Raw genomic sequence first — 15,368 nt, 5'->3', positions numbered from 1 at the left:
GATCAAACGCCCCCGCGAACACCGGGAAGGAGGCATACAACTCACGGCCCATCCCCACCCACTGCGCACCCTGACCCGAGAACAAGAACGCCGTCCTGCCGCCGGAGTCGACGCCTTCGACCACGCCCGCCGGTGCGGTTCCGCGCACCAGCCCCTCCAGACCAGTCAGCAACTCCTCACGGCCCTGGCCCACCACCACCGCACGGTGCTCCAACGCCGCACGCGTCACCGCCAGCGAATATCCGATGTCCACCGGGTCCAGGCCGTCATCGCCCCGCACGTATTCCAGCAACCGCGCCGCCTGATCGCGCAGGGCTTCCTGCCCACTCCTCGCCGACAGCGGCCACACCACCGGCCCGCCCGACACCCGCTCCACCACCGGCTCCGACACCAAGCTATCCACCGGCTGCTCAATGATGACGTGCGCATTGGTACCACTGACGCCGAAGGACGAGATGCCCGCGCGGCGCGAGCCATCCTCACGCACCGGCCACTCACGCGCCTCGGTCAGCAACTCCACCGCACCCGCCGACCAGTCGACGTAGCGGGACGGCTGGTCTACGTGCAACGACTTCGGCAACACACCATGACGCATCGCCTCGACCATCTTGATGACGCCGCTGACCCCGGCGGCCGCTTGGGCGTGACCAATGTTCGACTTGACGGAACCGAGCCACAGCGGGCGGCCCTCGGGACGGTCCTGCCCGTACGTGGCGAGGAGTGCCTGCGCCTCGATCGGGTCGCCCAGCGTTGTGCCCGTGCCGTGTCCTTCGACAGCGTCGACCTCGGCGGCCGCCAGTCCCGCGTCGGCGAGGGCCTGACGGATGACGCGCTGCTGCGCGAGCCCGTTCGGTGCCGTCAGGCCGTTGGACGCACCGTCCTGGTTGACCGCCGAACCACGCACCACTGCCAGCGCTTCGTGACCGTTGCGCCGGGCGTCCGAAAGTCGCTCCAGCAGGAGCATGCCGGCGCCCTCGCCCCAGCCGGTGCCGTCAGCGGCGTCGGCGAAGGCCTTGCACCGCCCGTCGGGCGCCAGGCCACGCTGCCGACTGAAGGCGACGAACGGCGCGGGGGTGGACATCACCATGACGCCGCCCGCGAGGGCGAGGGCACACTCGCGCTTGCGGAGCGCCTGGGCCGCGAGATGGATGGCGACGAGCGACGAAGAGCAGGCGGTGTCGACGGTGAGCGTGGGGCCTTCGAGCCCGAGTGCGTACGCCACCCGGCCGGAGATGACGGCGGCTGCCGCCGCGGTGGACATGTAGGTCTCGGCGACCTCCGGGGCGCGCAGGAGCAGGTCACCGTAGTCCTGGATGCCGGAGCCGGCGAACACGCCGATCTGTCGGTCGCGTGCCGATGCCAGGTCGATGCCGGCCCGCTCGAAGGTCTCCCAGGAGACCTCCAGCATGAGGCGCTGCTGGGGGTCGGTGGCGAGTGCTTCGCGGGGGGACATGTCGAAGAAGGCAGGGTCGAACTCGGCGGCGTCGTGCACGAAGCCGCCCTCGCGCACGTAGCTGGTACCGGTGCGGTCGGCGTCGGTGCCCCGCAGGGCGTCGAGGTTCCAGCCTCGGTCGGCGGGGAACTCGGTGATCGCGTCGCGTCCCTCGGCCACGAGCCGCCACAGTGCCTCGGGGGAGTTCACCTCACCCGGGTAGCGGCAGCTCATGCCGATGATCGCGATCGGCTCCTGGTCCCTGGCCTCCAGCTCCTGCAAGCGCTGCTTGCTCTGGTGCAGGTCGGCCGTGACCCGCTTGAGGTAGTCGAGGACCTTGTCGTCGTTCGCGTTCGTCGTCATTCGTGCCTCACCACTGTCCGAGTCCGCCGGCCCTGTCAGGCCGAGCCGAGTTCCTTGTCGATGAACGCGAGTACGTCGTCAGCGCTCGCGGCTTGGAGCATGTCGCTCACGTCCGCCCCGTCGGGCGCGTCGCTCCGGCTCCGGGTGAGCCGGGTGACGAGGGACTGCAAGCGGTCCACGACGCGGTGGTCGCGGACCTCTTCCGGTGCGAGGGCCGCCACGGCCGCCTCGAAGCGGTCCAGTTCTGTCGTGATCGGTTCCCCTTCGTCCTCGCCGGTGCCGAGTTCGGTGCGCAGGTGGTCGGCGAGGGCGGCGGGGCTGCCGTGGTCGAAGACGATGGTGGCGGGCATGCGCAGGCCGGTGGCGGTGTTCAGCCGGGTCCGCAGTTCGACGGAGGACACCGAGTCGAAGCCGAGGTCAGTGAAGGCCCGCCGCGGTTCCACGGCGGTGGCGGAATCGTGTCCGAGCACGGCTGCTACGTGGGTGCGGACCAGGTCGAGCAGTATTCGGCCGTGCTCGGACGCGGGCAGGGCGGCGAGCTGTGCGCGTACCACCGGCTCAGCAGTCGGTTCCGTGCTCGTGCCGTCGGCATCCAGTGCGGTGCGTGCTTCGGGCAGCTCGTCGAGCAGCGGGCGGGGGCGGGCGAGGCTGTAGGTGGGGGCGAAGCGTGCCCAGTCGAAGTCGGCGACGACCAGGTTGGGCTCCGCGCCCTCGACGGCCTGCCGCAGCGCGGCGACTGCGGTCCTCGTGTCCATCGCCGGCGCACCGGTGCGCCGCATGAACTCGGCGATCTCCTCGTCGACCATGCCGCTGTCCAGCGGGCCCCAGGCCACGGAGGTCGCGGTGAGTCCACGGGCCCTGCGCCGGTGCGCGAGGGCGTCGAGGTAGGCGTTGGCGGCGCCGTAGGCGGCCTGCCCGGCGCTTCCCCAGACGGCGGCACCGGACGAGAACAGCACGAAGGCGTCGAGGTCGCGGTCGGCGAGGAGTTCGTCGAGTACCAGCGCTCCACCGATCTTCGCGCGGCCCACCTCGGCGAAGTCGGCGAGCGTGGACCGGGACAGCGGGGTGTCCGGCTGGGACACCCCGGCGGCGTGGACGACGGCCGTCAGCGGCGCGTCGGCGGGAAGGGAGTCGAGCAGCTTGCCCATCGCGTGCCGGTCGGTGACGTCACAGGCGGCAAGCGTCACCCGCGTGCCGAGGGAGTCGAGTTCCTTGTCCAGCTCCGTCATGCCCTCGGTCGTCCTGCCGCGGCGGCTGGTGAGGACCAGGTGCTCGGCCCCGCTGTGCGCGAGCCAGCGCGCCACATGCGCGCCGACACCGCCGGTGCCGCCGGTGATCAGTACCGTGCCGTGGGGGTTCCACGGCCGGTGCGCGGGGGCGTCACCGTCCTGTCCGGCGCGGACCAGCCGCTTGGCGTACAGCCCGCCGGTGCGGATCGCGAGCTGGTCCTCCGTCTGCCCGTCGCCCAGCACGGCGCACAGGCGACGTACCGCGGCGGGGTCGGGGTCCGGCGGTATGTCGACCATGCCGCCCCACAGCTCCGGGTGGTCGAGGGTGAGTGCCGCCGCGGCGCCCCAGAGCGATGCCTGGAACGGGGCGGTCAGCTCTTCGGAGGAGCCCACGGCCACGGCGCCGGAGGTGACGCACCAGATCCGGGTGTCCACGCGCGCGTCCGTCACGGCCTGCACGAGGCTGACAGTGGCTGCCGTGCCGAGCGACACGGTGGGGTGTTCGGGGTGGTGGCGGTCGTCGAGCGCCAGCAGCGACAGCACACCGGCGACCGGCCCGGCGCCGGTCCCGGCCGTGAGATCGCCGAGGCGGCCGGCGAGTTCGGCGCGATCGGTGCCGTGGGTGGGAACCTCCACCGGTACGACGTGCGCGCCGTGTTCGATGAGGCCGTCGATGATCGTGGCCACCCGTGCGTCGCCGTTGTGGCCACCGGGGACCATGACCAGCCAGGTGCCCGTCAGGGCGGGTGCGTCGAGGTCGGCCAGTGCGGTCCACCTCAGCCGGTAGCGCCATGAGTCGCGCGTCTGCTGGTCCAGCACGTCCTGCCGCCACTGCGTCATGGCGGGCAGTACCTGCTCCAGTGCCACGGGGTCGGTGCGCAGGCGGTCGGCGAGCGCGGGGACGTCGGCCCGCTGCACGGCGTCCCAGAAGGCCGTGTCCGCCGGGTTGCCGGCCGGTGCGGGTGCCGAGGTGGCCGGCGTGTGTTCCCAGTAGCGCCGGTGCTGGAAGGCATAGGTGGGGAGGTCGACGGGCTGGGCTCCCTGACCGTGGAAGAACGTCCGCCAGTCCACGTGCACGCCTCGGGTGTGCGCCGTGCCGAGGGCCATGACGAGCTCCCCCACCTCGTCCCGGCCCTTGCGCAGGGCCGGGACGAAGGCGGTGTCGTAGTCGCCGGTCAGGCATTCGGGCCCGGTCGCGGAGAGTGTCGCTCGGGGGCCGAGTTCGATGAAGGTGCTCACACCCTTGGCTTCCAGCCAACGCACCATGTCCTGGTAGCGGACGGTCTCGCGTACGTGGCGTACCCAGTGGTCGGCGGTGAGGGGGCCGGTCGGTTCGCCGGTGACGCCCGACAGCAGCGGGATGGACGGTGAGCCGTAGGTGAGGCCCTCCGCGATCCGGCGGAACTCCGCGAGCATCGGCTCCATCAGTGGTGAGTGGAAGGCGTGGGAGACGGTCAGGGGCTGGCTGCGGTGTCCTTCGGCGGTGAGGGTGGCCACCACCTCGGCGACATCGCTCTCCGCTCCGGAGAGGACCACGGAGTCCGGGCCGTTGACGGCCGCGATGCCCATCTGCCCGGTCAGCAGCGGCAGTACTTTCTCCTCGGTGGCGCGTACAGCGACCATCACGCCGCCGGCGGGCAGGGCCTGCATCAGCCGGCCGCGTGCGGCCACCAGGGTGGTGGCGTCCTCCAGCGACAGGACGCCCGTGACGTGGGCGGCGGCGAGCTCTCCGATCGAGTGGCCCGCCAGGTAGTCGGGGACCACTCCCCACGACTCCATCAGCCGGAAGAGTGCGACCTCCACCGCGAACAGTGCCGCCTGGGTGTACGCGGTCCGGTCCAGGTCGGTGTCGTCGTTCCACACCACGTCGCGCAGGGGACGTTCCAGGTGGGGGGCGAATGCGGCGCACACGGCGTCGAAGGCGGCCGCGTAGGCCGGGAAGACGTCGTACAGCTGGCGGCCCATGCCCAGGCGCTGCGACCCCTGGCCGGTGAAGAGGAAGGCGGTCTGTCCGTGCGGACGTGCCACGGCGGACGCGGCTGCCGGGGAGGGCCGCCCCTCGGCCACCGTCCGCAGCCCGCTCAGGAGCGCCTGTTGGTCGTCGCCGACCACCACTGCGCGGTGTTCGAGCGCCGCGCGGGTGACGGACAGGGAGTAGCCGACGTCCACCGGGTCCAGTTCGGGGCGCGGCCCGACATGGTCCAGGAGGCGTGCGGCCTGCTCGCGCAGGGCGTTCGGAGAGGTGCCGGACAGGATCCAAGGCACGGTGGGCAGCGGGGCGCGAGGCACCAGGGCCGGCGTCTCCTCCCCGGTCGCCGCGACAGTGTCCTCGTCGACGGCCGGGGGCTCCTCGATGACGACGTGGGCGTTGGTACCGCTGACGCCGAAGGAGGAGATGCCCGCGCGGCGCGGCCGGGTGCCGACGGGCGGCCACGGCATGGTCTCGGTGAGCAGCCGGACGTTCCCCGCCGACCAGTCCACCTGTGCGGTGGGTTCGTCGACGTGCAGCGTGCGTGGCAGGGTGCCGTGGCGCATCGCCATCACCATCTTGACGATGCCACCGACACCGGCTGCGGCCTGGGCGTGCCCGATGTTGGACTTCAGCGATCCGAGCCACAGCGGGCGGTCGCCGGTCCGCTCCTGTCCGTACGTGGCGAGCAGTGCCTGGGCCTCGATGGGGTCGCCCAGCTTCGTGCCGGTGCCGTGTGCTTCGACGGCGTCGACGTCGGCGGCGGTCAGGCCGGCGTCGGTGAGGGCCTGTTGGATGACGCGTTGCTGGGCGGGGCCGTTCGGTGCGGTCAGGCCGTTGCTGGCGCCGTCCTGGTTGACGGCCGAGCCGCGTACGACCGCCAGGACCGGGTGGCCGTTGCGCCGGGCGTCCGACAGTCGTTCCACCAGCAGCCAGCCGACGCCCTCGCCCCAGCCGGTGCCGTCGGCGGTGTCCGCGAAGGCCTTGCACCGTCCGTCGGGCGAGAGCCCGCCCTGGCTGCTGAAGCCCACGAAGGCGTCCGGGGTGGCCATCACGTTGACGCCGCCCGCGAGTGCCAGGGTGCACTCACCGGAGCGGAGCGACCGGACGGCCCAGTGCAGGGCGACGAGCGAGGACGAGCAGGCGGTGTCCACGGTGACCGCCGGCCCTTCCAGGCCGAGGCTGTAGGCCACCCGGCCCGAGGCGAGGGCCCCGGTGCTGTGGTTGTACGCGTAGTCGTGGTAGACCATCCCGACGAACACGCCGGTACGGCTGCCCGTCAGTGTGGTGGGGTCGATGCGGCCCCGTTCCAGGGCTTCCCACGCGGTCTCCAGGAGCAGGCGCTGCTGCGGGTCCGTCTCCCGTGCCTCGCGCGGGCCGATCCTGAAGAACTCGGCGTCGAACTGGTCCGCTTCGTGCAGGAAACCACCGCGCCGCGTGTAACTCTTCCCGGGCTTCCCCGGGGCCGGGTCGTAGATCCCCGCGATGTCCCAGCCGCGGTTCGCGGGGAATTCGGAGGTGGCGTCCTCGCCGGCTGCCACCAGTTCCCAGAGGTCTTCGGGTGAGTTCACCCCGCCGGGGTAGCGGCAGCTCATGGCGACGACGGCGATCGGTTCGTGCTCCCGCGCCTGGACGTCGTGCAGCCGACGACGACTCTGTTTCAACTCGGCGGTGGCACGCTTGAGGTAGTCGCGCAGCTTGTCGTCGTTCACCAACAACACCAACCAATCTGACCTGCGGGCTGCGCCGCGCGGAAAGAACCCTGCCCGGACCCTCGCGCCCCGGGTAGGGCTCTGCTCTGCTGTGGTTCCTTCAGCTCACCGGGTACGTGCGGCGTCCATCACCTTGCGGACGGCCGCCACCGTGCGGTCGACGTTCTCCTGGGCCGACAGCGGCCTGAGTTCGGCCGACAGGACCTCGGCGGAGACGGGCACGTCGACGCCCTTGTCATCCAGGGTGCGCAGGAGCCGGACGAGGTCAAAGTCGCCCTCACCGGGGAGCTTGTTGTGATGGAGACAGTCGTCCATCCGGGATTCCTGCGGCTCCGCCGCGGCGTCCCGCAGCTCCACGCCGAAGACGGACTCGGCGGGCAGCCGGTCGAGAGCGGTCCAGGGGTCGGGGTCCCGGAAGAAGTGCCAGGTGTCGACGACGAACCCGCCGTTGGGGCGGCCGGCCGCCAGGATCAGGTCCGCCGTGTCCGCGTAGTCGAATCCGGGGTTCACGGACTGCGTCTCCATGGCCACCGAGATGCCGTGCTCCGCGGCCCGGTCGCACACGGCGGCGAAGCGTTCGACGACCTCGTCACGGGGCGGCAGATCGGTCGGCGTCATGATGACCGTCTTGATCCGCTCGATGCCGAACGTGCCGGCCAGCTCGTACATGCGCTCTTCGCGATCACGCGCCATCTGCTGGTACTCGGGATACTTGTCACCGAAGTGCCACGCGAACAGGATTTGCAGTTCGCCTATCGAGACGCCATGCGTGTCCAGCACGCCACGCAGTTCGTCCGCTGTACGGGTCTTGAGCAGCTCATCGAATTCGTCGGCGTCGAATCCGATTCCGGTCACCTCGTCCCCTGACGCCGCGGCCACGCGTTCGTCGAAGGAGTAACGCGGCGTCTCCCCCATGGGGACACCGAGCAGGTGAAGATAGGGCAGGAATACTCCCTGCCGGTCGAGCAGGCTCATGTGCGACTCCGATTCCCGTGTCGACAGGCAACGTGGACCGGGCTCCATTCAAACGAGGGGTGCGGAGCCACACCACCGGGTCCGCCCCCTAACCCGGTCCACCACCCCCTATCATCAGGACCACGGGCTGCCGGGAGACGGCCTGCGTTCCCGTCACACGGCATCGACGCTGAAGTCGATGGGCAGCTCTTCCCGCCTTCTGATATTCAGCTTCCGGTATACGCGGGTCAGATGTTGTTCCACGGTACTGACGGTGACGTAAATGCGGGCGGCTATCTCTCTGTTGGAATAGCCGGCGGACGCCAGGAGTGCCACGCGCCGCTCGGAACTGCTGAGCTTCGCGAAGTGGTCCTTGGTACCGGGTTTGTGCGCGGCTTTCGGGCCGGGCTGGGGTGGCGGGGTGTCGGCGAGCGCCGCCGGGCGGGTCTGTGTGCCGTAGCAGTTCTTGCCGATTCGGCGTCCTCTGCGCGCCACCGTCCTCGCCTGCGCCCAGTTGCCCATGACGCGGTGCGCGTCGCTGAGGTCGGCGAGCACCCGGGATGTCTCGTACCGGTCGTCGCTGCGCTGCAAGGCGCCCAGCGCACGTTCCAGGACGGCAGGGCGCTCGTCGGCCGGCCGGAGCGCCGCGAGGCAGCGGAGCGTGATGCCGTACGCGCGGGGCAGGTCAGCCGCGCCGGACTGAGCCAGGGCCTCCTCGGCCAAGGCGGCGGCCCGGCCTTGCCGTCCCATGCGGAGCCAGGCTTCGGCCGCGCCCACCCGCCAGGGGGCGAGCGACGGTGTGTCGACCCGCCACTGGACCATCCGGTCCCCGCACGCCATGAAGTCGGCCAGCGCCGCGTGCGGCCGGTCGGCGGCGAGGTGGTGCCGGCCGCGCGCGTACAGGTAGTGCAGGCCCGCGCGTGTCTCGAAGAGGGCGGGGTTGATCGGTCGGCTCAGGAAGTCCGCCGCGGCTTGGAGGTTACCGGCAGCCGTATGCGCTTCGACCAGGGTGGCCAACAGCAGCCCGCCGCTGTCGTTCCAGCCGTGCGGCTCCATCAGGGGCAGCGCCCGCTCCGCCAGTTCCACCGCCACGTCCAGTTTCCCCTGGCGCAGGGCGACGAGAGAGCGGAACGAATGGATCGCCGCCTGCCACGCGGGTTCGTCGCGGCCACGCGTCCTGACCAGCAGGTGCTCGCACCAGCGGGAGGCGGCGGCGAGCTGGTCCGAGTAGACGAGGGCGAGCATCGCGCACAACATGGACAGGGCATTGCCGTCAGCCGTGCCGACCTTCTCCAGTGCCCGCTCTACCGGGCGCAGCGAGCGGACGTCCGCGGTGCGTTGCAGGATGTCGGCCAGTGCTTGGGGGGCGCCGAGTACGGGTGAGTCGTGGAGCGGGGAGCGGGTGGGTGGTGTCCCGGGGTGCGGCGTCATGCCGAGCCGGGCGGACAGGCCGGGGTAGCTGGTCGCCAGGACGAGGCGCGTCACCTGTCCCTCCGTGCCCAGTGCCGCGAGGTCGCACCCGTCGGTGAGGTGCCTGATGATGTCGATCGCGTCGTCGAAGTGGAGGGACGTCAGCCGGGCCCGGGCCACCCGCAGTGCGTCGTCCGCCGCTACGCGCCCGGCCAGGATGGGTGCCTTGAGGGCGAGGAGGCGTGCGTGGGAGGCCGGGGGGTCCACGAGCCCGTACATCTCGGCGATCCGGGTCTTGAGTGCGTAGCGGCGCATCTCGTCGGAGCAGCAGTCCACGGCGAATTCGAGGTAGCCGATGCTGCGTGCGGTGTCGCTCTCGGCCACCGCGTTGCCGGCCGCCTCCTCAAGGACCGGCAGTACCCACGGCTGCGGCAGCGGCCCGGCGGCGAGCAGTCGGTCGACGACGGCGGTGACCGGGCCGCCCGCCTCGTACACGATGCGGGCCGCTTCGTAGCGGAGGGCCCCGAGTTCGTCGGCGGACATCGCTTCGAGAACCGCAGCGCCGGTCGGCGGGTACCGGAAACGCATGTTCCTCAGCACGCCGGCGGTGGACAGTTGCCGCACCACGCGACGCGTCACGCCGATGTCGGCACCGCTGAGCCGGCTGACCGTCGGCAGGTCCGCGGCCCCGTCCAGTGCGGCGATGCAGCGGGCCACCCGGACGGCGAGCGCCCCCATGCGGTGTACGCAGTGCAGTACGGCCCGGCGGAGCGCGTCCCCTTGCACCTGTCCGCCTGTCCAGGAAACCGCCCGCAGTACGTGGACCAGCAGCGGATTGCCGCCGGTGAGCCGGTGGTACCGCGGTGCGAGGGCAGCCGACTCGGCCTCCCCCATGTGCTCGCTCAGCAGCCGGGCGATGCCGTCGGCGGACAGCGCTCCGGTCGTGATGCGGCGGGTGTTCGCGCCTTCCAGGAGGCTGCGCAGGACGGCGGGGGCCGCCGGGCTGCACTGCGGGTCCCAGGTGAAGACGAGCGCCAGGGGCCGGTCACGCAGCGCCTGGGCCAGATAGTGCAGGCAGTGGACCGATTCCGGGTCGGCGTACTGGATGTCGTCGACGGAGATCAGCACCGTGCCGTTGGCCGTCAGTTCCGCTACCGCTCGGTATGCCTCACGGGCCACGGCGACGACATCGTCGGCGGCACCGCCCGACCGTCGATCCGACGTGCTCGAAATCCGCCGCACGACGTTCCGGAGGTCCAGGATGTTTCCGAGGACGGCGTACGGGAGATCCTGTTCACCCGGGGCCGCCACAGCGCTGAGAACGGTCACGCCCAAGGCGGCCGCATTGCCCTCCAGGGACCGTAGGAGTGCCGTCTTCCCCATGGTCGCGCCACCACTGATGACCGTGACGACGCTTCGCCCTGCGACAGTTTCCGACAGCATGTCATTCAACTGCCTGACCGTCCGGTCGCGCTCCACCAACAACACCCGCGCTTACCCCCGTAAAACCACTCTGCATTTCCTTGGAAGGCAGAGCCCGCCGCTCATGGCCGCTACGACCCCCGAACAGGTGCAGAGAGGGTGTGACACCCGGGCGACGGCTACACCGCGTAGGCGGTGAACGCGCGTAGAGTAATCGATCATCCCCTCTGGGTCGGACGATACCCTCGCGCACCCCGCGACGCGCCCCCTAATGATTAGGGGTGCAACTGGCGCCGGGAAGGCGGCTGGTGAGGGCTTCCTACGGAGGCGGAGCGCAGCGGGGGCGGGTCCGCCACGGCAGGTGACGGCGTGCACGCGGACTTCCGCTTCCCGGTCACCCCAGCGCTCGTCCAGCCCTTTCCGGGCGGTGGTCGTACGGTGACCCCAGCACCGACGGCACGCCGCTGACCGGCATCGACATGAGCGGACCGGCCTGCGGTACACCCCACGGCCACCCCATGCGCCGCCCGCGAGGGCCCCTCCCTGAGTCGGGCCCCGTGGCCACCGGCCGGCCGATCGGCTCCGCACGCCGGTGATCACCGGTGACGGCGCTCACCCCTGTCCACCCCACCAGCGGAATTGCGGGCCATAGCACAGGGATTCATCGAGCGGTAAAGCTGCATACATCAGCCGCACACCGGCTCCGCCGTGACGCACGACAGCTTCGATACCGCCGCACGGAGAGGCGGGTGCGGTCCCACCGAGCCGGCATAGTGGTCGGCGGGGTGAATACCCGGCCGGGCTCGCCTTTTTGCAAACCCTTGACCATGAGTGGACGGCCTCCACTTGACCCCACCACCACCCCTCCTTACCGTTGCCACAGCATACGATTTTCGACTAGGACGGGCGCGGCGCAGAAGGTCGGCGCGGACCACGCCTCCCACAGGCTGATGTGTGTCGAATTCGGGGGACTGTTTACATGTTTTTGACAGGCCGTAAAAATGTGACCGACGAACTCCATGATTTATCCCGGGAAGTTGACGGGGGAACACCGGCCGCCGCGGTAATCAGTGGCGCGACGGGCATGGGGAAAACATCGACCCTGACCGCTTTAAAGGACTGGGCCACGGCCGAAGGTTTCGCGACGCTGAGCGCCCGGTGCGAACCCGCGGAACGTGACCAACCCTTTTCCGCGGTGCGTCGACTCATCAGCGGTATCGATGCCATGGATCTCCCGGTCCCGTCCGCACCCATCGAAACCATCGGCGCCAGGACCGAACTACTCGCCACTGCACAGAAGGCATTCGCCTCGGTGTCGGCCCGGGCCGGGAAGAGGACCCTCCTCATCGGCGTCGACGACGTCCAGTACGCCGACGCGCACTCACTCCGCTGCTTCCAGTACATGGCGCACTGGGCGACCCGATTACCCGTCCTCCTGGTGTGCACCTGGGACCGGCCGCACGACCAGAGGGCCGCGCCCGTCGAGGAGCTCATGTACCACCCCTCCGTGCGCCGCATCCAGCTCGATCCGCTGCCCGTCGCGGATGTCGCGCGTATGGCCGCCCAGCGGCACGGACACCGTGCGGCAGGACGTATCGGGGAGACCGTGCACGCACAGTCGGGTGGGAACACGCTGCTGGCGGAGGCCCTGCTGCACGAGGACGGCGGCGACCGGTTCCGCCGTGCGGTGTTGGGGTGCCTCCGCCAGGCCGGCGACCTCACGTGTGAGACGGCCCGCGCCGTAGCGGTGCTGGGCGAGTGGGCCGACATCCACCTCCTGAGCCGGCTGAGCGACACCAGCCCGCAGGTGACGCGGCGGATCGTGCACAGACTGGCCGAGGTCGGCATCCTCGACGGACTCCGTTTCCGACACGCCCCGGCCGGCGCGGCCGTTCTCGCCGACATCCCTCGGGAGAAGGAGGTAAGCCTGCGTCACCGAGCGGCACGCCTGTTGCACCAGGACGGAAGACCGTCGGCCGCCATCGCCGCGCAGCTGCTGGCGGCCGGCCCGCTGCCGGAGGACTGGACGCTCTCCACCCTGGAGGACGCCGCGAACGATGCCTTGGCGAACGACCAGGCGGCGCTGTCGATGCAATGTCTGCAGTTGCTCAGCCAGTGCTGCTCCGACAAGCACCGGCGCAACAACGTCAAGGCACTCATGGCGGGGGTCGACTGGCTGCGCGCTCCGTCCGAGTCGGTACCCCGGCTGCTGGACCTGAAGGACCAGGTGCTCGACGGGGAAGTGGCCGACGGCCTCGAACTGGGCGCTGCCGCCCTCCTGCTCTGGAACCTCCGCTTCGACGACGCACTGGAGATCACCACGCGTCCGGGCGGCGGTTCTGCGGCGACCGGCCCGGACGCCGCCGACCACGTGTACGTCCGACTCCTGGCCCTCTCGACCTACCCGGGACTCAGTGACCGTTTCGGGGAGCCGGCCGCCGCGCTTCCGCGCGGGACCGATAGGACGGCCCAGGCAGCGTGGTCGCCGGCCGTGCGCGCACACCACGCGCTCGTGCAGGTACTGGGCCAGCAGGCGGACGAGCACACCATCGCGCGGGCGGAACAGGTCCTGCAGGACGGTGGTTTCTCGTACGACTCCCTGAAGGCCATCGAACCCGCCCTGCTCTCGCTGGTGTACGCGGACCTCCTCTCCCCCGCGGCCACCTGGTGCGACCGCTTCCTGAACGGCTTGAGGAGCCATGACCTGCCCGCGTGGCACGGGGTGATCCGAGGGATCAGCGCACTGATCTCCCTCCGCGAGGGACACCTGGACGTCGCCGTACAGGAGGCGGAGCAGGCCCTCGCACACACCCTGGGCCCGGAGTGGAACGAGAGCTCCGTACTGACACTCGCGACTCTGGCCGAAGCACACACGGCCATCGGCTCGCACGAGATCGCGGCGGAGCTGTTCACGCGTCCGGCACCCGACTCGATCCTGGAGACCCGGGCCGGCCTCCACTACCTGCACGCCCGTGGACGGCACCAATTGGCGGTGGGCCAGGGCCGTGCGGCCCTGGCCGACTTCCTGAGGTGCGGGGAGCTGATGGTCCGCTGGAACATCGACACCCCGGCGGTCGCCCCCTGGCGGGCCGGTGCGGCGGAGGCGCTGCTATCACTCGGCGAGCGCCCGCGCGCCGCCGCACTGCTCGAATCCCCCGGTCCGCCTTCCGGCCTCCCCCTGGTCCGTTCCCAGGGCATCCGGCTGCGGTGCCTCGCCGCCACACGCGAGATCCAGGAGCGGCCCCCGATACTGGAACGGGCACTCCAGGCGCTGCAGCAGAGTGGCGACCGCTACCAGACAGCGCAGGCTCTGGCCGACCTCAGCGAGACCTACCAGGCGCTGGGTAGCAAGGCCAAGGCCCGTACGGCGGCGCGCCGGGCGCGCCGGATCGCGGAGAGCTGCCATGCGGACAAGCTCTGCCGCACCTTGATATCGGCCTACGTGCCGCCTGTTCAGCAGCCGCAAGAGCCCAGCGCGGCAGGGATGGGCGGCGACAAGTTCGCCAAGCTCAGTGACTCCGAACGCCGGGTGGCGATTCTGGCCGCCCAGGGGTTCACCAATCGCGAGGTCTCGGACAAGCTCCACGTCACGGTGAGCACCGTCGAGCAGCATCTGACCCGTGTCTACCGCAAGATGCACATCAGGAACCGCGAGGAGCTCCCCACCGAGTTCCACATCGACGCGGCTCATCTCGTGTGACTCCCGGAGCGTCGCCCCCTTCCGTGGTGTGAGTGCGGCAGCCCGCGTCAGCGCACGCCGTCGGTCTCGTCGCAGAAGACGAGACCGGCGGCCCGCATCTCCCCCAGCCACAGGTCGAGCTCCAGGTGCACCCACACCGGGTCCACCTCCCACCGCGCGGCCAGGGTCTGCACCGCCAGGTCGGTGCGGCCGGCGTGCTGTTGCAGCGCGATCCACATGGCCGCGTTGGACGGTGCGTACCGATAAGATTCGCCGGCCCACCCGGAATACAGCTCCAGGCATCCGTTTTCCAGAACGGTTACCGTCGTGTCCCTCGCGGGCCTGATCGTCACGTGTCCTCCATAGCCGACAAAAGCATGTCTGCATTTACCGTCACGGTCTCGCGACAGCCCCCGTAACGACCATTACCCCAGTGTGTCCGAGCGGGAATCACTCGGCAATGGACATCGACACCGGATGAGGCTGCCACTTCGGTGAACCATGAAGAGTAGCCTTACGCACATTGCTTTCACCCACCCAGAACGGGACAATGCAGCGCTTTGGTGCGGACAGAAAAGGAGCCGGTCACACGCGACGGGGGACACGCGTGACCGGCAGTCAAAGGGGCGGGCGGCTACGGGTGGTTACCCGGCCGCCTCGACCAGGGCACGGGCTCCGTCGGACAGGTTCTTCGACAGGCTCTCGCTGAGCGCGCCTCCCAGGTCTTCGCTGCCCGGGCCGTCCAGCTCCACTCTGTGCGTGACCCGCGAGCCGCCTTCAGGCAGCGCCACGACCTGGCAGATAGTGCGCAGGACCACCGATTCATTGACGGGCGATTCCATGACGAACCGCTCTCCGTCGACCACGGAGGTCAGCTTGAAAGGCACTCCGCCGTACGCCGCGGAAGTGATCACTCCCTCGCCGCCCGTGGTGAACTCACCCGCCAGCTCGACCTTTTCGGTACCGGGGTTCCACGCCGGCCAGCTGTTCAGATCCACGTACTGCCCCCACACGGCGCTCGGCTTCGCGGTGGCGTCAATGCTTATTTCGTGATTCCACATGGTCGCTCCCAAAAAATTCTGCACCCGGGGCCGCTTCCCACGCCCGGGTCCCAGGCACCGTCGAGCCCGAGCTCCCGCACCCGGCTCCCCGGACGGCATGGACCGCCGAGCGGGTAAAGCGTATGCCCTACACTTCT

General features: G+C 70.2%; 7 protein-coding genes. 1 reads left to right on the top strand and 6 read right to left on the bottom strand.

All coding sequences use genetic code 11. The features are described 5' to 3' along the window. From ACZ4NB_RS36955 to ACZ4NB_RS36940, 4 genes are all read right to left on the bottom strand, one after another. Window positions 1–1,795 (bottom strand): type I polyketide synthase (locus ACZ4NB_RS36955; RefSeq protein WP_467667429.1); only part of this gene is annotated, 1,795 nt, incomplete at its 3' end. Between the two features lie 35 nt (window positions 1,796–1,830). Then, window positions 1,831–6,708, bottom strand: a complete 4,878-nt coding sequence (locus ACZ4NB_RS36950; RefSeq protein WP_467667433.1) for a type I polyketide synthase — start codon at window positions 6,706–6,708, stop codon at window positions 1,831–1,833. 102 nt (window positions 6,709–6,810) lie between these two features. Next, window positions 6,811–7,680, bottom strand: coding sequence for a sugar phosphate isomerase/epimerase family protein (locus ACZ4NB_RS36945; protein ID WP_467667428.1), 870 nt, complete (start codon window positions 7,678–7,680; stop codon window positions 6,811–6,813). 153 nt (window positions 7,681–7,833) lie between these two features. After that, the gene (locus ACZ4NB_RS36940; protein ID WP_467667427.1) at window positions 7,834–10,548 is read right to left on the bottom strand and encodes an AAA family ATPase; all 2,715 of its coding nucleotides are present in this window, start codon (window positions 10,546–10,548) and stop codon (window positions 7,834–7,836) included. Between the two features lie 922 nt (window positions 10,549–11,470). Between ACZ4NB_RS36940 and ACZ4NB_RS36935 the strand changes: the two genes are divergently transcribed. Beyond that, complete coding sequence (locus ACZ4NB_RS36935) at window positions 11,471–14,191, top strand: helix-turn-helix transcriptional regulator (protein WP_467667426.1); 2,721 nt, start codon at window positions 11,471–11,473, stop codon at window positions 14,189–14,191. A 47-nt stretch (window positions 14,192–14,238) separates the two neighbouring features. On the opposite strand, the gene ACZ4NB_RS36930 is transcribed toward ACZ4NB_RS36935, so the two are convergent. Continuing rightward, entirely contained in the window at window positions 14,239–14,523 is a 285-nt protein-coding gene (locus tag ACZ4NB_RS36930) for a PqqD family protein (protein ID WP_467667425.1), read from the bottom strand. A 291-nt stretch (window positions 14,524–14,814) separates the two neighbouring features. Then, on the bottom strand, window positions 14,815–15,231 hold the full coding sequence (locus ACZ4NB_RS36925; protein WP_467667424.1) for an SRPBCC family protein: 417 nt from the start codon (window positions 15,229–15,231) through the stop codon (window positions 14,815–14,817). Window positions 15,232–15,368: the final 137 nt, after the last annotated feature.

The organism is Streptomyces sp. NPDC026575, from assembly GCF_055567415.1.
The sequence above is the reverse complement of the archived record's forward strand: the minus strand, read 5'-3'. Positions and strand labels throughout refer to the sequence as shown.

Coding starts and splice junctions, on each gene's coding strand:
- ACZ4NB_RS36945 (WP_467667428.1), bottom strand. CDS start 7,680: ATGAGCCTGCTCGACCGGCAGGGAGTATTCCTGCCCTATCTTCACCTG.
- ACZ4NB_RS36935 (WP_467667426.1), top strand. CDS start 11,471: ATGTTTTTGACAGGCCGTAAAAATGTGACCGACGAACTCCATGATTTA.
- ACZ4NB_RS36925 (WP_467667424.1), bottom strand. CDS start 15,231: ATGTGGAATCACGAAATAAGCATTGACGCCACCGCGAAGCCGAGCGCC.